At 43.6% G+C, this 21,486-nt stretch carries 14 protein-coding genes; 6 read left to right on the forward strand and 8 right to left on the reverse strand.

Annotated features, from left to right (window positions below):
* Positions 1 to 18 precede the first annotated feature (18 nt).
* The 8 genes from G5B30_RS05275 to G5B30_RS05310 all read right to left on the reverse strand — a co-directional run bounded on the left by G5B30_RS05275 (position 19) and on the right by G5B30_RS05310 (position 13,191).
* The gene (locus G5B30_RS05275; RefSeq protein ID WP_165318926.1) at positions 19 to 1,488 is read right to left on the reverse strand and encodes a calcineurin-like phosphoesterase C-terminal domain-containing protein; all 1,470 of its coding nucleotides are present in this window, start codon (positions 1,486 to 1,488) and stop codon (positions 19 to 21) included.
* 75 nt (positions 1,489 to 1,563) lie between these two features.
* Entirely contained in the window at positions 1,564 to 3,072 is a 1,509-nt protein-coding gene (locus G5B30_RS05280; RefSeq protein WP_165318927.1) for a hypothetical protein, read from the reverse strand.
* Between the two features lie 11 nt (positions 3,073 to 3,083).
* Positions 3,084 to 5,936: a M16 family metallopeptidase gene (locus G5B30_RS05285; RefSeq protein ID WP_165318928.1), complete on the reverse strand. Its 2,853-nt coding sequence runs from the start codon at positions 5,934 to 5,936 to the stop codon at positions 3,084 to 3,086.
* Positions 5,937 to 5,941: 5 nt separating this feature from the next.
* The gene (locus G5B30_RS05290; protein WP_206367022.1) at positions 5,942 to 6,406 is read right to left on the reverse strand and encodes a hypothetical protein; all 465 of its coding nucleotides are present in this window, start codon (positions 6,404 to 6,406) and stop codon (positions 5,942 to 5,944) included.
* A 10-nt stretch (positions 6,407 to 6,416) separates the two neighbouring features.
* Positions 6,417 to 7,901 (reverse strand): RagB/SusD family nutrient uptake outer membrane protein, encoded by a 1,485-nt coding sequence (locus G5B30_RS05295; protein ID WP_165318929.1) that lies wholly within the window; start codon positions 7,899 to 7,901, stop codon positions 6,417 to 6,419.
* Positions 7,902 to 7,913: 12 nt separating this feature from the next.
* On the reverse strand, positions 7,914 to 11,279 hold the full coding sequence (locus G5B30_RS05300) for a SusC/RagA family TonB-linked outer membrane protein (RefSeq protein ID WP_165318930.1): 3,366 nt from the start codon (positions 11,277 to 11,279) through the stop codon (positions 7,914 to 7,916).
* Between the two features lie 15 nt (positions 11,280 to 11,294).
* Positions 11,295 to 12,473, reverse strand: coding sequence for a FecR family protein (locus G5B30_RS05305; protein WP_165318931.1), 1,179 nt, complete (start codon positions 12,471 to 12,473; stop codon positions 11,295 to 11,297).
* A 70-nt stretch (positions 12,474 to 12,543) separates the two neighbouring features.
* The gene (locus G5B30_RS05310) at positions 12,544 to 13,191 is read right to left on the reverse strand and encodes an RNA polymerase sigma-70 factor (RefSeq protein ID WP_165318932.1); all 648 of its coding nucleotides are present in this window, start codon (positions 13,189 to 13,191) and stop codon (positions 12,544 to 12,546) included.
* Between the two features lie 208 nt (positions 13,192 to 13,399).
* Here G5B30_RS05310 and G5B30_RS05315 point away from each other — a divergent pair, with 208 nt between their 5' ends.
* The 6 genes from G5B30_RS05315 (at position 13,400) to G5B30_RS05340 (ending at position 21,485) form a co-directional block, all read left to right on the forward strand.
* The gene (locus tag G5B30_RS05315) at positions 13,400 to 15,007 is read left to right on the forward strand and encodes a fucose isomerase (RefSeq protein ID WP_165318933.1); all 1,608 of its coding nucleotides are present in this window, start codon (positions 13,400 to 13,402) and stop codon (positions 15,005 to 15,007) included.
* Positions 15,008 to 15,016: 9 nt separating this feature from the next.
* Entirely contained in the window at positions 15,017 to 16,648 is a 1,632-nt protein-coding gene (locus G5B30_RS05320) for a ribulokinase (RefSeq protein WP_165318934.1), read from the forward strand.
* Positions 16,649 to 16,655: 7 nt separating this feature from the next.
* On the forward strand, positions 16,656 to 18,212 hold the full coding sequence (locus tag G5B30_RS05325) for a sodium:solute symporter (protein WP_165318935.1): 1,557 nt from the start codon (positions 16,656 to 16,658) through the stop codon (positions 18,210 to 18,212).
* Positions 18,213 to 18,230: 18 nt separating this feature from the next.
* Positions 18,231 to 19,184, forward strand: a complete 954-nt coding sequence (locus G5B30_RS05330) for a dihydrodipicolinate synthase family protein (protein WP_165318936.1) — start codon at positions 18,231 to 18,233, stop codon at positions 19,182 to 19,184.
* Positions 19,185 to 19,362: 178 nt separating this feature from the next.
* A complete protein-coding gene (locus tag G5B30_RS05335; protein ID WP_165318937.1) occupies positions 19,363 to 20,619 on the forward strand; it encodes a DUF3748 domain-containing protein in 1,257 nt (418 codons plus the stop codon).
* A gap of 221 nt (positions 20,620 to 20,840) precedes the next feature.
* On the forward strand, positions 20,841 to 21,485 hold the full coding sequence (locus tag G5B30_RS05340; protein WP_165318938.1) for a hypothetical protein: 645 nt from the start codon (positions 20,841 to 20,843) through the stop codon (positions 21,483 to 21,485).
* Position 21,486: the final 1 nt, after the last annotated feature.

Here is a 21,486-nt window from a genome sequence, read left to right on the forward strand (position 1 = left end):
TTTAGCAAAATTGTTCAACTACTCCTTCACATAAAAAGTTTCTGTTGTTTCCACAGCATAACCGAAATTGTCATGGGCCTTTATACGTATTCGGTGCGTACCCGGAGAAAGGAGAGAGGTAGCGGCCTGCCAGATATGTGGCGACATCCGTTTACGTAATGGGTTTATTCGTTTTCCAGATGCTGGAAAACGTTTTTGCTTATTGTTTTCAATTAACTGAAGCACCGATTCGGCAGGTCGCTTAACGTGCTCCATCGGCATCCACTGGCTATCGCCTATCTGAAGGTAGACTTGCGTACTATCCGATCCGCCATACAGATTTGCCAGTAAGGTATCTCCGCGTAACGTCACATCCATCTGTTGATTCTTGTCCAGACCGATGCCTTTATAGCGTAAAGTGTAGTTGTTTTTATCAAAATCGACGGTAAAATAATTCCGTGGACTGCCACATTGCATCAGCGCTTCCGGGATTCCCTGCATATTGGTTTCGCCCGTCCACCAATTGCCTGATGGCGCTCCTGTCACCAGCTCTTGCACCCGTCCTTGATTGTAAAAATGACGGCTTACCTGATGGGTGTGTCCTGAAAGTATTAATACATTGGAGAAAGGCTCTAATAAAGTAAGGACTTCAGTACGGTTGCGGGTGTAGCGCATGGGAATATGCTGACAGATGACGACCTGTGTGTGTGTTGGAATATTCTTTAGATCGTCAGTTAAGAACTGCAGTTGTTCTTCGGAGATGCGACCCTCATACGAACGTTTACCCGTGCTAAAAACGTTTTGCAATACGATGAAATGCACACCGCCATAATTGAAAGCATAGGTCGAAGCACCGAACTTTTCGTTAAAGCGATCATCCACATAGGGCGTATCTTCTGTGTTGCGATCATGGTTGCCGAGCACCGTCCAAGAAGGGGAGGGGAGCATATTGAGCATCGCTTTAAAAGGAGCCAATAGTCTCATATCGTCATTGACCAAATCCCCAAGTATAAGGTGAAAGGCAATGTCTTGTCGGTCGGCCAATTCTTTGAATATCGTCTTTCCTGCGTAATTTATTTCATCGGAGTCTCCTACCTGAACGTCCCCTATGGCCCCTATCCGAAAAGAAGAAGATTGCTTTTCTGGTATTAATCCAAAATTGTGCCTTTGGGAAGTACGGCTGCCGTTCTCATTGTCGAGATAAATAAAAAAGCTATTGTTAACCTGTTCTCCTTTATTCCTGACAAATGTATATCCAGTGGGGATAATGGGGAAAATCGATTGGCCGACTGTGGCTGAGATTCGGAAATAGCCCTTGCTATCGGTATACACGATGTCTTTTCCATTGGAAACGGCAATTTTTTTTACTCCCTTTTCTCCACGGTCGAAGACCTTGTTTTGGTTTTTGTCGTGAAATACCGTTCCCTCCATCCATACTGTGACCTGTGCAGAGAGCCATACAGGTAAAAGAGAAATGAGATAGGTGAAAAGTAAGAGTTGCTTTTTCATAAGAAAAAATTGAGAAGGAACAACAGAGACTCCGCAATGGGAGTCCCTGTTGATGTAAAATATTAAAAAAATGATCTAGTTGGTAGGAATGTCAAATTTATGTAAGACAATATTACTGTCTGTAGCACCTTCTATATCGTTGATATAAGAGGCATATCCGGTTCCGTCGGCGGCAAACTCAATGTGCATATTTGTATTTTTTGCCGCTACACTCTCAAGCACTTTTGGCTCCGCCCAGTCTTGTGCTTCGGTATCGAAAGAAGCTACCACAGGGAAGCCTTGGTCATTGCGGTACAGTATATGTGGTATACCAGCGGGAGATACAGCAATAGAATAAGTGCTTGCTTTTACATTGATAACATTCCCGACTTGACTCCAAGCTTGTGTGGAGGCGGTGTATTTTTTTACACGAAGGTTATATGTGCCATTTGTTTGTCCATCATCAGCAATAATGATATAAATATTGCCATCATGGTCTACATCCAGACCAACCTGGGAGAGGAGTGAATTTAGTGCCCCTGGCTCAAGCGCTTTATCGACAATGGTTGTCCATACACCTTGTTTGTAAGTGTATACGGAGTAAGTCTGGGTTCCTGTACTGTTGAATGCAATCAGATAAAGGACATCACCAACCGTTTTTGATTTCATAGGTCCAACAGCTTGTGCGGTTGGTCGGTTAGAAACTTCATTATGTATCGACCACGTAGATCCGTTGAAATAAGATACGGATAATGCCCTTTTCTGTAGAGATTCTCCACTAGCAATTACGTTGAGTGAGTTGAAAATAATAGGTTGATTGTTAGTTGGATTAATTCCCAAGCTCATATAAGATATAGTTGAAGAAAATATTCCTACACTACCCACGACAGACCAGTTGGAGCCGTTGTACCGTTGTATAGTAGGAGTTTGAGCCTTTGTAGCTGTATAATCTTGATAAGCAATATATGGCTGACCTTCATCATCCAATACCATACTTAATCTTGTCCCAATACGCCCAGCTGAGATAGCATCACCTATGGAAGACCAGCTGTTATCTTGATATTTAGCGACGTAGGCCTTTCGTTCCTCGGTATCGGTTGAACTAAGCATGTAAAAGAAATAAGGAACTCCCGTAACGGGATTTACCTTCATATCAAATTCAGAGGCGGGCTTATCCATATAAGTACCCACCTTTGTCCACACATAGTCTGCTGCGTTGACAATCGTTACGGTATAACGCGCATTTGTTGTTCCTTCGGTGATGATGTAATCTACCGGTGCGCCAAAGTTGTTTTTGGTAACACCCGATTGCTGTGGAATACCAGACACAGTGACCGTAGTGTTTTCTGTCGTCGTAAAGCGAGCGATCAATTTACTTTTATCTGTTTCTTTTGGTAATTCGACTTGAATAGCATTACCCGTCACACTACTGACCACATAATCCCGAAAAAGAACGTCTTCATTGTCTTCAGCATAAAAGCCGAATGAAAGCATTTTCGGGTCGGCCTTATCCTGAATATCATCTCCTTTTTTGCTACAACTACCTAAGGTCAGTGCAGCAACTGCTATCAAAAGATAGGATTTGAATGTGTTTAACTGTTTCATATTCATCTTATTTAATCATTTATGTTATTTATTTCTGTCTGTAATGTTGTCGTGTTTTCTTCTGCATTTGCCCGATTAGCCGGATACAATATGGCTGTAACCAGAGGAACTTCTTCTATCTGTTGCCGGATAAATGCTGCCAATAGGGGAGCGGTTATCATGTTGAGTCTTTCGTCATATTCGCCCAGAAATTGAAAGGAGTCTTCGCCATTGAACAAGGAGTTCCGGATATAGCTACTCCAGAACGAATCCTTTTGCCGGTTCAATTCCATTTCTTTACGGAGATTACTCTTCACGTCTACCAATGTGGCAGCAAAACTTTCCGGTTTTTCCACCATCTGTTTTAAACGATTTTGGATGGTTCGGATCAATAACTCGGCATCTTCGGGCTTACAGCTAAAACGAATACTAGTCCGCGCCAAAGCATTTGGATGCTGTGTCGCACTACCCGATACACCGATGCTGTATATCATACCCATATCTTCCCGTAACTCTTTCAGCAATTGTGTACGGATGGCAGCCGTGGCCATATCAACTTGTAATCCATAATCATGATACGCTAACGGGACGTTGTTTGTCTGATAGGTTAGCCATACAGTCGCTTTAGGAGTATCGCCCTGATTTCTTTCAAATTTTGTAGCTGCAACCGGAGGGGGACGGTTATACCGATATGCCGTATCGATTGCACCTGTCGGCAATCCGCCGAGATAAGTCAATACCAATTCCCGCAACTGCTCATCTTGTGGATCTGCAATGACGATAAATGTAAACCCCGCAGCCGGTCCAAAGGCTCGTTCGAAAACTGGGAGAATGCGATCCTGATATAACTCTTCACGGATTACCGTGTCTGTCACTTCTTGTGTGGTATAATCCTTACCGTTCAACAAATACCCCAGATCCCTGCCGAAAATCGCTGCGGGGGTCTTATTCGTATGACGATAGGCGTCTATAGCTTTTTCTTTGACTTGCGTAAAAATCGTACTATCCACCCGTGGCGCTGTCCATTTTAGATAGATAAGCTGAAATAAGGTCTCCATATCCCGTTGTTCGGCACTACCGGCAATACCCGAGCGGGTTTTATCAATAAGGAAGCGAACCGAAGCCGAGTTGCCTGTGAGGTAGTGGCTCAGCGATTCCCGATTGATATCGCCTGCGCCACTCAATGCGGTGATCTGACCTGCATATAGACCAGTGATGTAATCGGTAGAATCTAAAGCGTATAGACCTCCCTTACGGAATCCGGTAACCGTGATACGGTCTCTTTCGACGACAGGCTTACGGAAGATGACCCGCACGCCATTGGAAAGCAGTAATTCTTCAGCGTCTATCTGTGCCTTTTGTTCGGCTTGGACTATGGTAGCCGGAGAGGGAATATCTTCAATTAGTGCATTCACCATATCGAGCGCTTTGTGATACCTGGGCTGCACGGTCTTTTGTGCCGTTTTAAACCACTTCAACACGTCGGTCTCGCTTGGCAATAGCGGGGCGATCTGGGTATATCCTGTCAGTAGATAGTAGGCTTTGTCCGGATCATAGTCGCGCTGAAATTCGCGTAACAAGGATACCGAGTCAACCTGATCGATTGTTTTTTGATACCAGCTGTATTCTTGCTGCGCTGAGATTATGGGTTGACCTTTATAAAAATCATCATACAGTTCATCCATCAATAACGATGAGGGCGTGGGCTTTGTGCTGTTGGCCTTACGCTGCAGAGCGGATTCGTAACTTTTCTTCACCGTAGCGATTTCATTGCTGTCGAAACCAAATTGCTCCAACTGCGCCATATGGGAAGCAAACTCCCTTATGGAAGAGTCTGGTTTATCAGGATTTATCCCCACATTGGCGATAAGCAGGCGCTTAGCGTTTAGAAAACTGGATAGCTGTACACTTCCCTTCGTGTAAGTCGGATTTTTAAAAGACAGGTCGTTAAATCGTCTTCGCAACAGCATGCGTAACAGATCTGTTTGTAGATATCTGCCATAATCTTTTTGACTCAAAACTGGCTTAGGGAGATCCAATAACCGGATAATGTTAAGTTCAGCCTTCCGTTCACCGTCGTTGATAATTTTCTTAAACGTGCTCCTTTTGTAATTCGGTATAGGCCAATTTTTCGGTTTTTTCCGATTAGCCGGAAGGGAACTGAATTTCTCTTTAATGCGTTGTGTAACCCATGCTGCATCCACGTCTCCCGTCACCGCCACCGCCATCAATGATGGTGTGTACCAATCCCGGTAGTAGCTTCTGATCTGTTCTGCAGGCGCTCGTAATATTACTGCGGTATCGCCGATAACTTTGCGGTCAGCATACCGGGAGCCATTTAGCAGGGCATTTAGAAAGGCATCTTGTGTTTCTTCGCCCGCTGTCTTCCGGGACAACCATTCCGAATAGATGACAGAACGTTCTTTTTCAATTTCCACGCTGTCCAATGACAGTCCTCCCGCCCAATCGGCGAGGATAGTCAAGGTCTGATTGACCAGTGTAGTATCCTTTGATGGCAACTGCAATTTGTATACGGTTTCATTATAGGACGTATGTGCATTGAGATCTTTTCCGAATTTTGCCCCTTGTTGTTCCAGAAAACGGATCAACGAGTCGGCTGGAAAATGCTTAGATCCGTTGAAGGCCATATGTTCCAAAAAGTGGGCGAGGCCACGCTGTGCTTCCAGCTCACCAAGCGATCCAGTTTTTAGGAAAAGTCGATATACGGCCTCACCAGCCGGATAAGAGTTTGCACGGACATAATATGTCATTCCGTTTTTCAATGTTCCTTTTATTAAGGGAGATACAACGGACTGTGCAATAGCCTGTGGTAGTACAAAGAAACTGATGTAACTCCATATTAATATGTGCCCGATTTTGTACATCTTTATTATTTTACTTTTGTGATAATAAATTTTTTCTGAAGTTGATCTGGTCCCGGTAAACCCAATGTAATTCCCTGATTGTTGCTGACAAGTTCAATAGTCAATGTATTATCTTTATTGGCGTCTAATGCCGGATTAGCGATCCAGCGTACCCGTATCGGCATGTCGTAAATTCCCGGCAGAAAGATCAAGGTATTGCCTGGTGTTACCATTTCATAATCCACACCTTCCCTTAAGCCATTTCCGGCTGTGACCTGAAAGTTGACTTCCAAGTTTTCCGTCAATGGCCTCGAACTGAGATAAATGTTATACGTCCGGATCGAATTGGCCATATAGTTCACAGTCTCCGAAGACGAATTGTTGCTCATAATATGCAGAAATGGTTGGTCAAAGGGCTTCTGTTCTTCCTTTCCGCACGCTGTCCAAAATAGCATGATCCATGCCGTACTGTATAATAGTATTCTTCTCATTGCTGTATTATTAATTATTCACCGTCGGGTTGGGTTCCATATTCGGGTTAGCATCCAGCTCCCGTTGCGGAATGGGTAATATAAAATAGTCACTCGGATAAGTCAGTTCCTGAACGGTCGAGGTCGTTGTTGCATCCCGTACAAGGTTCTGCTTCCTTCGCGTTATATCGAACAGCCGGTGTCCCTCCAAGGCTAATTCACGCAGGCGTTCCTGATAGACGATGTTGGTCATCGCATTCAGATCCGATTCAGGTAAAGTAATACCAGACGACGTTGTGCCAAGAGCCCGTGCTTGTATTGCCTTGATGTCGGCCGCAGCTTGTTCGGGTTGCTTTTTCCCAATGTAAGCTTCCGCCCGGTTGAGATACATTTCCGATGTCCGTAAGATCAACGGGTTGACATGTTGCTTACCTTTTTCAGTCGATGTCTGCACAGCATCGAACTTGCGCGTCACAAAGTAGAAACCGGGTCCTACGTCTATCTTTAAGAGCAAATTAGTCTTGCGTATATCATCCTCGTCTTCATAGCTGTTCAAAAGCTTGTTAGCGGGTGTGCCTGAAGGGTAGCCCACCGTTTCTGCGGAAACCCGAAAATTATAGAACCCGAAAATGCTCGAACCCTTATCTTCGCCGTTCAACCGAAAGATAGTTTCGGTTTCCGGTCCTGTCAGATTAAAGAACATGTCAGTATAGGCATCACCTTGTGCCAAAGGTAACTCTTTGATAACCTCTCCGGCATAATAAATAGTTTGATCCCAGTCTTCCATATAGAGATAGACCCTGGACAATAGCGCCTGTACAGCTTCTTTCGAGACAAAATAAGGTCGTTGCTTGGCGCTGCGCCATATGGGGGTGCTGTTGTAAATCCGTTCAGCTTCTTTGAGGTCGTTAAGAATAAATTCATACACTTTTCCAACGGACTGCCGTGAAACGTTATCATCAGGGCTCGGCGTCTGTGATAAGATCGGGACACCTAGATGTGTAGCGCCTGCTGTATACGTATAAGGCTGAGCATAGGCTCTGCAAAGATCAAAATGCCCCAGTGCCCGCAGAAATAATAATTCGGCTTTGTAGATATCCAGTTCGTTTCTGTTCGCCGGAAACTTCTCTTTCAGCGAAGGAATATAAAATAGGGCATTGTTCACATTAGCAAGTGCAGCCAATATATCCGACCATATTTTTGCCGATGGTGCTGCTTCCTGATCTGGAATGGAGCTAAAATTATAGATATTGATCTGTCCCTCATTGATCAGCGATAAATCAGGATTTAGGAGATCGCCTGCCAATTCCGGATAGATATAAAAATGACTGGAATAATAATCGTATGTTTTGGCATATGCTCCAGGAATAGCGGCCCGGATACCGTCCATATCCGAAAAAAGGACCGGGATAGTCGTCTGTCCTACAGGCATGACATTCAAAAACTTCTTACACCCACTGAAGCTGAGTAGTAGCAGGGCGAAAAGGCCATATCGTGTTATCTTTTGTGTGTTCATGTTGTTGCTTACTTAGAGTTTTATATTTAGTCCTGCAGAAACGGTTGTTTCCATCGGATACCCCGACATGGTTTGCTTGTAAGAATTTCTATCCGCTTTGTCATAAGGAGTCCACACGCCGAGGTTGTCGGCGAGCAGGGAAACACTTGCTCCCTTCAATCCGATCCTTTGTGTCCATGTTTCTGAAAGCTCGTAGGTCAGATATATGTTCTTCAACCGAATAGAGGACGCATTCTGCAAATATCTGGTCGAGTTCATCGTGGAGCTCGCGTTCGTGAGTTGCCACAAGGGCTTCGGTGATAAAGCGAGATCGCCTGGTTTCTGCCACCGATCCAGTTGGTTTACCGACTGGTTGCTTTCCATGAGATTTAGTCCGTCGGAAGAGGCATCACGTCCAAACGAGGTAAATTGGTATCCGCCTGCAGAGTAGACCGCTAAAAAGCTTAATGTCCAGTCTTTGTATTGGAATGTGTTTGTAAGGCCTCCGTAAAACCATGGGGTAGAATTTTTGTTGGGTACCCGGTTCGCATTGTTATAAGTCCGGGTTACATTGCCGTTGATATCGTACCAGAGCGGTGCGCCATCCCGTGGATCGACACCGGCCCATTGTACAAGAAAATACGTGCCGAGATCATAGCCCTCCATCCAAATCGTCCGGTCTCTGGTCTGCGGGATTCCTTGATAAAGTTCAAGCAGCTTGTTTTCATTCCTTGAAATATTAGCTGTGGTGCGCCAGCTGAAGTCTTTTCGCTGGATATTGATGGTTTCGATGTTCATTTCTATTCCTCGGTTTTGTGTCGAGCCTATATTCCGACTCACCCGGGTATCACCGGTCGTTCTCGATACATCCTGCTCCTGCAGGAGATCGACGGTCTTTTTGTAGTAGACATCCACATCCACATCCACTCGGTTACCGAAATTAGCGCGTAAGCCTATATTCGTCATGTAAGATTGCTCCCAACTTAACTTACGGTTCCACACGCTAGCCATGGTAGAGCCGCTTTGACCGGCGTAATTGCTCGACGTTCCGTATGTGTATAAACCCTGTGCACGTAGATTGCCCAATCGAGAGTTACCCAATGTGCCATAAGAGGCTTTGAGTTTCAAGACTTTTAACAGGTCACTTTGGAAGAAATCTTCATTGTGAATGTTCCAGGACGAACCTATAGACCAGAAATTTCCCCATTGCGAATCTTCCCCGAAATCTGAGTTGCCATCTGAACGCCAGTTCAGGTTAAGATAATATTTGCTATCGTAATTGTATCCCCCCTGACCAAAGAAGGAAGAACGCCGGACTCTGTTGGATGAGCTGCTGCCATTCTCGCGCACAGCGGCATAGGAAATTTCCTTGATATGATCGTTGGCAAAGCCATTTCCATAGGCAGATAAACTCTTGTTATCTTGAGAGCTGGCTTCAAACCCCAATAATGCCGTCACACCATGCTTTCCAAATTGTCGGTTGTAATTCAGTCGCTCAATGACAGACCACAGCAAGAAGTTAGCATGTGCGCGCGTAGCGTAACCCCGAGGCTCACCCTGCAAACTAATGCCAGACCAATTGCTTCTTGCTTGGTACATTTCTTCGTGACTGCTTTGGATATTGGCGCCCAGTTGGCTGGTGAATTTTAGACCAGGTACAATCTGATAATCCAAGAGAAGGTTATTCACAGAATAGAAGCCGCGTTGCACATAGTCATTTTCTTCACGTTCAGCTACGCTATTGAAAAATTTACGGGAGACGACACTAGGTACGAAATCGCCTGTTGTAGCGTCCTGAAGCGGAAGTATCCGATCATACCAAAGCCGCATTGACCCATCTTCGTTGTAAGGAGCGAGAATAGGTAATGTTGCATAGAAATCTGTACTGGGATTAAAAATATCGTTTACATTATACGAACCTGACATCTGTAGTCCTAGGTTCAGCTTATCTGTGATCTTGAAGTCGATATTACTGCGCAACGAAAAACGATCTTGCTGATTGCCCTTTATAGTGGACTGATTCGTGAAGTACTCGCCTGATACAAAATAGTCCACAGCCTCCGTGCCACCGCGGATATTGATGTTATTTTGCGAATAGATACCTGTACCGTAGTATACGTCATACCAGTCCGTGTTTGTTGCACTGTAAGCATTGTTTGGAAGATCCTGATACGGAAAAAAAGCCATATTATTACTTGGTACATTTAAGTAAGATTCACGAGCAAGCTCCATATATTGTTCTGCATCTAATACTTTAAACCGCGTGGAGTTGTTGATCTGTGCCAAGCCATATCGCGAGGTAACGCTGAGTGATGGTGCACTCTTGGTACCTTTCTTTGTTGTAATCAATATGACACCATTCGCACCGTCTGCCCCGTAGATGGAGGCCATAGTGGCATCTTTTAAAACCGTAATGCTCTCTATATCATCTGGATTGAGGTAGGAGAGTGGACTTACCGCGGTGTTCATGCCCGGAATCATATTAGTACGGTCACCTGTAAATACCCGGATACCATCCACGATCCACAGCGGTTCGTTGGAAGCAGATAATGATGCTGTTCCGCGTACACGTAGATTCATGCGTGGACGTGTGCTGCTCGCCTGATCGGTGTTAAAGTCCACCTGTAGACCCGGAACCAACCCTTCCAGCATTTTATCCACACGTTGTGCGGGTAGGTTTTTAATCTGTTCGCTGTTTACCTGAAAGGCACTCCCCACCATATCCATGCGCTTTTGAATAGTTCCATATCCCCCAACAATGACTGTTTCTTCCAATATGTTATCTGCTGGGGCAAGCTGTACGTCCACTATGTTTTGTGTACCTAGCGTGACTTCTCGTGCAACCATACCAACGTACGAGAAAACCAGCACAGGGCTGGTTAGAGAGGAGGGGATGGTTATTTCGTATCGGCCTTGATCGCCTGTTTGAGCCACACTCCCAGGCGCCTCCTTGACATAAATCGTCGCACCTGCTAAAGGAACACCTGAGTCATTAAGCACCCGGCCTTTGATTATTCGCTCTTGTTGACTGTTCAAAGCATTCGTTTTTCGGTTCTGTGTTTCAGCTTTGCGCACGATGATGACCTTGTCGTCGATTTCATACCGTAGCCCGGTGGATTTAAAAAGTTGAGCTAAGACAAGATCAAGGCTTTGATCTTTTACATCTAATTTGCCTGAGCGCAGATTTTTGACCTCCTCCTTCTTGTAGAGAAAAGTGTATCCGCTCTGTTTTTCCAATTGTGTGAAGACCGTTTCCAAGGATAGGCCAGTAACCGAAAGGCTTATTTTTACACGAGCTATCGGTTGAGCACTTGCCAATAGCGGGTAATCCACCAAAACGAGCAAAGTAGCCAGTAAACAAGTTGTCTTCAGAATTTGTGTTAAAAATCGATGATTCATTATATACAGGTATTATTAATCTTGAGGAGTATTTTTTATTTGCTTGGCCAAAATCTGATTTCCAAAGGATTCAAATTGAATATCACCTAGCTTTTCAAACTTTCGTAATACATCTTGGACATCGGAATAGAGTAAGATTTTTCCGCTGGCCGATACTTTATGTAGAGATGGTTCTGCCAATGCGATTTCTAGGTTGTACCAACGACCGACTTGGCGCAGTATTTCATCCATCGGCCTATTATCAAATGCTAGCCAACCGTCTTTCCAATTTGCGGCTATCTCAGGGTTTACCGAGGAGACTACCGTTCTATTTGTTGTTTGGTCGTAGTTGGCTTGATTTCCCGGCTGGAGGAATAATTCCTTTTCTGAGTCCTGTGTTTTCAGTGAAATTCGACCCTCTATAAGTGTGGTATAATGGATAGGTTCATCGCGATAGGCTTTTACATTGAACACTGTGCCGTATACACGTATTTGTTGTTGGCCCACCTTTACGACAAATTGTTTTGTCGGCATAGGAGTAACCTCAAAAAAGGCCTCGCCTTCTAACTGTACCTCCCGGTCGTTGACCCCGAAAGAAGCGGGGAAAGAAAGAGTTGAGCCAGCATTAAGAAATACTTTAGAACCATCGGAAAGAATGACCTGATATTTTTTCTTATAAGGTACAATGATTTTGTGCATCGCGGAAGACTGCGTTTTCTGGAGTGCCTGAATACTCAGAATACCGTTGTCTCCTGTAAATTCCGTTTCGTTGGCCTGAAGAAAAGATAAGGTATCTGTCCGGATCCGTTCCCCCGTTGCTAAAACTAATTGTACGCCTTCCGTTGTGTCTTGTTGCGTAATAAGAATTTCGTGCGCTGTATCGACAGGTAACAGAAAAAAGCGGTATAATATCGCTGCCATAGCGACTAAGGCTATACTTGCCGCAATCCATCTATAATAAACCCGTGAAAGACGTTTTGGTGGATAAACATGCTCCAAAGCTTGAGCGTAGGCTTGCTTCGTGTCAAATTCAGCCAACCGTTGGAGCTCCTGACTGACCAACTCGGGGTTGTTCAGCTCTTCTATAAGGACTTTTAACTTCGGATCGGCCGTTATCTCTTTCTCCAATGCATCCTGTTCCGTCTGATTTAGCTCATCGGTATGGTATAAAAATATTTTTTCCGCAAGTTTAAACGGATCCTTCTCATTAGCCATTTTGGAGGTGTTTATGGTGTAAACAAACAACTCTTCAAAAAGGATTAGTGGATATTGAAGTTTTTTATATTTATTGGAAAGTTTCCCAAAGGATCAATGCTACTAATGGGTATAGATCTTTTAATGTGTGTTGTAAAGCTTTTTTTGCGTTATTTTTATGTACTTTAACTGTATTAATGCTAATGGACAATAGCGCTGCTATTTCCGGATTAGACTTTTGTTCCAGGAAGGCCAGTTTAAACACCTGCGCTGTTTTATCCGGCAACAAGGATACCGCATCTAGAATACGTTTGTACAGCTCCGCTTTCACAATGGTGTGAAAGTGATCGTCTTGGAGGTAAATTTCGGGGTTTCGGTCCGCCAATCCTTTCAATATCCGGGAATGATTAGATTCCGCGTTCAATTCGTTGACCGCGGCATTACGTACGCTTTTAAAAAGATAATTACGGATGTGTTGAAGATCCGTAAACTCCATTTTTTCCTGCCAAAGTTTCACAAGTACCGATTGGACAACATCCTGAGCCTTTTGTCGATCGTCTAAGATGGTATCTGCAAAATAACAAAGCGATTGGTAGAAACGTTCATAAATGAACTCCCACCTTTTTTTCTCATCCTGTAAATGGTTAAAGTCGATTTGCATACCTTTCCAAGCAGTACCGTTGTATAGGTGGATCCTATCCAACTCAATTTGAATGTAAATATAGGTCTTTTTGCTCAAATAATGTATTTTAATACGATGATAATGCAGTCTAATATGATTTTTATCTTAGGAGCACTCATTGTTTAGCTATCCTATGAATTTCAATTTGCCTACCTATATACATTCTATTTATGATAAAATGTTGGAATAAGAGGATAACTTATGGAACAAATCAGTTACAATTTTGATAGATATTTGTGATTATAATAACCAAGTATAATATCTCATGGAAACAATAGATTCAAAACAAGTAGTTGTAGTTTGCAGTGGAGACCTTAGACCTTCTGCCAATTTGAATTGCTGGCCTATGCAACAGCAGATGGAAGAGAAGCTAAATGGTGCTTTAGCAAATTTGGGCTGGTCGTCCAAGCGTGCACATGGCTACGATGAAGAAAAGGGACACGGCTTTATCGATTATCAGCATGTAGGCGTAAAGATATTTAGAGGTATTGATAAAAAGGCTCCGCTCATTGTTGCCGAAAGCGTGTGGCAATACAGTCATCATGTTTTAGCCGGCTTGATTGCACACGAGGGTCCTATTCTAGTGGTAGCCAATTGGGATGGTACTTACCCTGGCTTAGTGGGCGCTTTGAATCTGGTGGGATCATTGACGAAGGCCGAAGTCGAATACAGCTTCTTATGGAGTAAAGATTTTAGCGATGATTTTTTTAATTCCAAGCTTAAAGAATGGTTGGAAACAGGTGCGGTTACACACGATTATTCGCATGTAAAACCTTTTGATAGTCAATTTATTTCAAAAGAAGATAATGCCGTGGCTGAAAAGTTTGCACATCAAATAAAGCATGACCGCGTCATTATGGGAGTATTCGACGAAGGCTGTATGGGCATGTTCAACGCTATTGTGCCGGACGCTCTTATTCATCAATTGGGTATATTTAAGGAGCGTTTGAGCCAATCCACCTTATATGCCAAAATGTTGACCGTCTCCGACGAAGAAGCGCATGTTATTTTGGACTGGATGTTGGCAAAAGGTATGAAGTTTGATTGGGGTACCGATCCCGTAAATGAGCTGACCAAAGACCAGACGTTGGAGCAATGTAAAATGTATATTGCTGCTCTGCGTCTTGCTGATGAGTTTGGCTGTGATACCATCGGTATACAATATCAGCAAGGGTTAAAAGATCTGGTTCCCGCAAGTGATCTGGTAGAAGGGTTGTTGAATAATACCGAAAGACCTCCCGTCCGTGATGAGAAAGGAAAAGAATTGTATGCCGGTGAGGCTTTACCCCATTTTAATGAAGTAGACGAGTGCGCAGGTATAGATGGCTATGTGACGTATCACTTATGGCGGCAACTTGGTCTGAATGGTGATAATACTTTACATGACTTGCGCTATGGCGAAAACTTTATCGTCGATGGCCAGGAAGAGTTCGTATGGGTATTTCTGATTTCGGGTGCTGCTCCAGCCTCACATTTTATTGGTGGGTATGCAGGTGCCGACAGTTTGCGCCAGCCGCCCATGTTCTTTAAAAAAGGTGGAGGAACATTACGCGGTGTCAGTCGTCCCGGCAAAATTGTCTGGAGCCGTATCTATATAGAGAATAATGAATTATGGTGTGATATCGGTACAGGAAAAGTGGTAGAATTACCGCAGGAAGAAACCGAGCGGAGATGGAATCTTACCGATAAGCAGTGGCCGATTATGCACGGTGTATTGGATGGTGTGAGCAGAGATCAGATGATGGCAAAGCATAAGGCAAATCATATCCAAGTGGTTTATGTAGATGGAGATTATGATGTGCGGAGAGCCGCCGGCATGAAAGCAGCGACGTTGCAAGCATTGGGGATCAAGGTTAATTATTGTGGAGGCTAATATTGCATAATGAACAATAAACTAGTCATAGGAATGGATTTCGGTACAGATTCCGTAAGGGGAATACTAGTTAATCCATACAATGGGGAAATCCTTTCCAAATCTGTTTCTTATTTTAAGCGATGGCAACGGGGGTTGTATTGTAAGCCCGCGGAGGATCAATATAGACAACACCCGTTGGATTATATGGAGTCTATCGAAGAGATATTTACGGGGCTGTTTCAGGATATCGATCCGGATCTGATTAAGCAAGTAGTTGCTATCGGAACGAATACAACGGGTTCGACGCCGGTTGCGGTGGATGAGTACTGTCGTCCTTTGGCTTTGTTGGAGGAGTTTAAAGACAATCCCAACGCGATGTTTATTCTTTGGAAAGATCATACCGCAATACAGGAATCCGATGAAATCAATGCCTTGGCTAGGAAATGGTCCATAGACTATACCCAGAGCAGTGGCGGTATCTACTCTTCGGAATGGTTTTGGTCCAAGATATTGCATACCAATAGGAAAGATCCGCAGGTTCAGCGAAGTGCATTTACTTGGTTGGAGCAATCCGACTGGATTCCCACCTATTTGACAGGAACAGATAAACCGGCAGCAATTAAACGAAATCGCTGTGCAGCAGGTCACAAAGCCATGTGGAATGCCGATCACGGTGGATTACCGTCTTCCGAGTTTCTCTGTTCCTTAGACCCTTCTTTTTATCACCTTGTTAACCGGTTTTATACCACCACTTACACGTCTAACGAGACTTTTGGGACAATTTCACCTTATTTTGTCGAAAAATATGGTTTTGATTCCAATACGATTATTACTGTTGGGGCTCTTGACGCCCACCATGGGGCAGTGGGATCGGGGAGTGCACCGTATACGTTGGTGAAAGTTATCGGTACCTCCACCTGCGATATGTTGGTCGTTCCTAAAACGGATAATCCACCATTGGTCGAAGGAATATGTGGGCAGGTTGACGGCTCCATAGACCCGGGTATGATCGGCTTTGAGGCAGGACAATCCGCTTTTGGCGATATTTACAACTGGTTTAAAAAGATGATGCTTCAACCCGCGCATGCTATTTTAAACGATCAGTTGACCACCGAGCAAAAGCAATGGTTGGATGATGGTTTTTTTAACTATATTACAAAAGAGGCAGCCGCCTTACCCGTTACAGAAAATGATCTTGTCTTTACAGATTATCATAATGGGAGGCGAACACCCGATGCTGATTTTACCAAAGAATCAGCCGCTTATGGTTTTACTTTAGCGACCCATGCCGGCCATATCTTTAAGGCGCTGGTCGAATCGACAGCATTCGGGTCTAAGGCTATTATTGACCGTTTTAAAGCATTTGATGTGCCGATAAAAGCTGTCATTGCTACAGGAGGTATTCCCAATAAATCGCCGTATATCATACAGGTTTTGGCCGATGTATTAGCTTGCGATATTCAGGTCGTGGACAGCGATCAAACCTGCGCGTTAGGATCGGCCATATTTGCTTCACTGGCTGGTAGAATTTACGACGATATCGGAGAAGCGAAGCAGGTCATGGCAGCGAAGGTAGTCAAAACCTATAGCCCGAATACGGCAAACCAGGAAGTTTACGAAGTTTTGTATAAAAGATATAACACATTAGCTACCCTATAATTTTACTATGAACAATTTACCAATAATAGACCTATCGGTAATAGCAATTTATCTCCTGGCCATGGTTTTGGTGGGTTTCTATTTTTCGAGAAAAAACACTTCTTCGGATGCTTTCACCAAAGCTGCCGGAAATATTCCAAGTTGGGCAATAGGTATTTCCCTTTACGCTACATTTTTAAGTTCAAACACCTTTTTAGGTGTGCCCGGAAAGGCTTATGGAGCAAATTGGAACGCTTTTGTGTTCAGTCTTTCCATGCCCTTGGCGGCTTATATTGCCGCAAAATATTTTGTGCCCTTTTACCGTAAACATACAGAAGTATCTGCTTATACAAATTTGGAGAATCGGTTTGGCACCTGGGCCAGAAGTTATGCGGTAATATGTTTCCTGCTGACACAGGTGGCGCGGATGGGATCGATATTTTTCGGTATTTCACTTACCCTACAAGCCTTGACGGGACTCGATATGTCGATGATTATGCTTGTTACAGGCGTGTGTATCATTATCTACACGGTTTTAGGCGGGATGGAAGCCGTGATCTGGACGGAGGTATTTCAGGGGATATTGTTGACTTTCGGCGCTTTGGTTGTTATCGGTACGTTAATTTATAACATCCCGGGTGGCACGAGTACCATTGTTGATATCGGTCTGCGGGATGATAAGTTTAGCTTGGGGTCCTTTTCGCTGACGGATTTTTCCTCGTCAACTTTCTGGGTGATTCTGCTTTACGGGTTTTTCATGAACCTGACGAATTTCGGGATGGATCAAAACTATGTACAACGCTATCATGCTGCGCCGAATGCCAAAGAAGCAGCGAAGTCAGTTTGGTTATGTACGTGGTTATACATACCTATTTCTTTATTGTTTTTTATTATCGGCGTCTGTTTATATGCGTATTATGATGTTAATCCAGATTTATTACATACCGTAAAAGAACAGGCTGCTTTAGAACGAATAGGTGCAAGTGGTGCCGATCTCACAGGTGTCATTAACGCGCTAACACCTGCGGATTATGGTGATAAGGTGTTGCCACATTATATGGTAAATCATATACCCACGGGGATTTTGGGGTTGATCGTTTCGGCCATATTAGCAGCGGCAATGAGCACGATCAGCTCTGGAATGAATGCTTCAGCAACTGTTTTTACCGAGGATATCTACAAACGCTATATCAATCCATCGGTGTCAGACAAAGGTAATCTGCGTATACTTTTTATCGCCACCGGAGTTTTCGGTGCTATAGGCATGTTTGCAGGTATTGCAATGATCGGTGTACAGAGCATCCTGGACATTTGGTGGACGTTGTCGGGCATTTTTGCAGGTGGTATGTTAGGACTGTTTTTGTTGGGTATTACCAATAAGAAGGTCGGCAACAGTGACGCTATACTTGGGACCGCTTTTGGGATAGCTGTTATTTTATGGATGACATTCTCCTATTTACTGCCGGAACAATATGCGTTTCTGCGGAATATGCTCCACGCCAATATGATTATCGTCGTTGGGACAATAGCGATTCTATTGGTGGGGAATCTGAGTCAGCAGTTGAGAAGGAAAAAAATAAACTAAATATATAAAATTAAAATAATGATTCGGAAGGATAAAAAATTTGTTCCTGTAATGCTTATGCCTTTTCAGGAGGATGGAAGTATTGATTATAATGCATTGGAGAAACTGGTAGACTTCTATTTAGAGGCGGGTGCAGGGGGGCTGTTTGCCAACTGCCTGTCCAGCGAGATGTACCAATTATCACCAGAAGAAAGGATAGCGTCGGTATCGTTCATCGTGAAGCACGTAAACGGACGAGTACCTATTGTGGCGACAGGGACTTTTGAGGATACCATTGAAAACCAGGCACAGTTTGTTAAAGCGATGTATGCCACCGGTGTCGATGCTGTTATTGTGATAACCGGTTTGCTGGCTAAAGAAGACGATAGCGAAGAGGCTTTCCGTGCCAACGTAGAGGAGCTGCTCGCTCTGACAGACAATGTGCCGTTAGGATTTTACGAATGTCCGGTTCCCTATAAAAGGGTCATATCTGCGGATTTTTTAGGGCAACTGGTAAAAACCGGCCGTATCAAATACCATAAAGATACGTCTCTGGATATCAACGGTATCCGTGCAAAAATTGCAGCGACAAGAGATGAAGAGAGTTTTGGATTGTATGACGCGTATATGGCCCACGCTGTAGAAACATTGAAAGCGGGCTCCGCAGGTTTATCATGTATACAGGGTAACTATTTTCCGGAAATGGTCGTCTGGTTATGTGCTAATTTTGATAATACCGACAAACAAGAAGAAGTTGGTTTAGTGCAGCAGTTTTTGATTGACAATATGGATGTTATGCACGATACTTATCCTGTATCAGCGAAGTATGTGCTACAGAAGTTAGGACATTCTATCCAGCTTTATAGCAGATGCCAAGATATTCAGGTGTTGGATGCAGGTACGAAAAGCGAATTGGATGTATTGATTGAAGATTATAAAGATCTCGACAAGCAGATCCATACATCTTATGTAAACACAGCGTTTAACCGGTAATATTGTCTATCAGGACTATAAGGACGGGAAGATAAATACGAGCAGGATTTCGTAGGTTATAAGGAAAGTTATCATTACAATGGCAAAGAGAATCATTACAGCCAGTCTGTGTAGGATACATCGGTACAGATTAAATGTTCTGTGTCTAGCAATTCCTTTATTTTATTTACAAAGTTGCATGAATAACCAAGAGAAAAATACCAATACAAGCGAAATTACGATGTTGACAAGCTCGGATATGGGGCATACCATCCACCACAGTAATGCGTTTTCCAAAGATGACGAATGGATCGTATTTGACGGTCGAAACGATGATACAAAAATCGGCGAGACCGCGACCATTGGAGTTGTTAATATCGAGACTGGAGAAGAAAAGATCATTTATCAAACACAACATCAAACGATTTATGGTCCGGGAGTGGGGGCAGTATCATTTAGTCCCACAGCCGATCATGTTATTTTTATCCATGGATTGAATAATGCCGATTCCGTGAAACCCTATGCCATGAGTAGACGGGTGGGGGTAGGAATAGACTTGACTTCGCCAATGCAGGCATTTCATTATGATGCCCGGGATGTGCTGTCGCCTTATGTGCCTGGATCTTTGCGTGGGGGCACACATTCGCATGGTTGGAGTGGGGATGGACAGTTGATCAGTTTTACGTACAACGACGAATTTGTTGATCCGGATCTGCGGACGGTTGGCGTCATGGTACCGACGAGTAGTCCTGTTGTTGTGGAAAAGCATGTCGCGAATAACGACGGCGAGATGTACGCTGCTATTGTAACGGACGTTGTACGTGATCCCAAATGGGGTTCGGATGAAATATCCAAAGCCTTTGATGAATGCTGGGTAGGCGATAAGCATACTATCGCTTTTCAGGGCCATACAAAGAATGAACAAGGAGAAACAATCACAGAGATATATGTAGTCGATATTGATGAAGAGGTGGTTAAAGCGGATGCGGTAGCCGTAGGTGGTGAAGGTGAACGTCCTCGTGTGCCTCAAGGTATCAGGCAAAGAAGACTGTCACACACGAAGAAAGGTTTATCGGATCTCCGGCACTGGCTTCGTTCCAGCGCTGATGGTCAATATATTTATGCGCTCGCGAAGGACGAACACGAAAGAAATCAGATTGTACAGTGTAATGTACAGACAGGAGCGTTGGATTATATCTCTACATTTGATTTTTCGGTAAGTTCTCCAATCAATATAAGTTATAGCAAGGATAAGATTACCTTTATTGCCAATAATAATGTATACCTATTTGATATCGCGAGTAGAGAGGTTAGGCAGTTGACCAGCTACGAGGCGGGAGATTTACCGTTGGTAGGGGCTCCGGTATTTTCGAGAAAGGATGATAGGATAGCTTTCAATCAGTTTGTGCATATCAACAATCAGGAAAATGTACAGATTAAGCTTATAAAATTATAAATATACTCCGATACGACCAGATCGCGTATAAATATAATGCGAAGCGTAAAGCTTCGCATTTTTTGTTGTGTTTCGGGTACCTAAACCCAAGTGTCTATGATAATATGTTGGATGTTTTTGATAAATCTTGTGATTATTTCGGTAGATGGATTGCCTACCTTTGATTTAACCAAAGGAACTAATGTATCTTATTTTATTACTTTAAATAAATCTAAAAAGCTATGAGACCATTTTTAATTATTTTATTCAGCATTGTGGCCCAATTGACCTATGGCCAGCTTGTCACGTGGAATTTAGGAGGTCCTGCCCCGACTACAGGCCGGGAAAGCGCAGTCTCTCCTGCCTTTGTCAAAGAAGGACTAAAAGTTAGCGACCTAACCAAAGGACCGCTGGTGCGAAGTAAACAGGGAAATGCCAGGGGTTTTAGTGGACATTTGGCTAAAAATGTACGGACATTCGACGAAGCCGTTAAGAGCGATGCCTATTTTGAATTCACCGTCGCTGTCGAAAAAGGGTATACCGCATCGTTGTCGCTTTTGAAAGCCAGATTACGCGTTCAGGAATTTTCCGCGAAGAACTTTCAATGGACATACAGCATAAAAGGCGATGACTTTAAGAAATTGCATGAGGAGCCTATTTATATGAGTGACCTCAATAATTCCGGCACGAACCAGCCTAATTTAGACCTGAAGAAAGTAAGCGATTTACAAAACATTAAATCGAATAGTAAGGTGACATTTAGGCTGTATGTATGGGGAAATGACAATGCACAAGACAAAGGAAAAATTTCTGTAGGATTTGGGAAATCAAATGCCAAAAGTAATAGCCCTATCTTAAAATTAGAAGGCAGCGTTGTAAAAAACTAAA

Origin of the sequence: Sphingobacterium sp. SGG-5, assembly GCF_011043525.1 — a bacterium.
GTDB lineage: Bacteria > Bacteroidota > Bacteroidia > Sphingobacteriales > Sphingobacteriaceae > Sphingobacterium.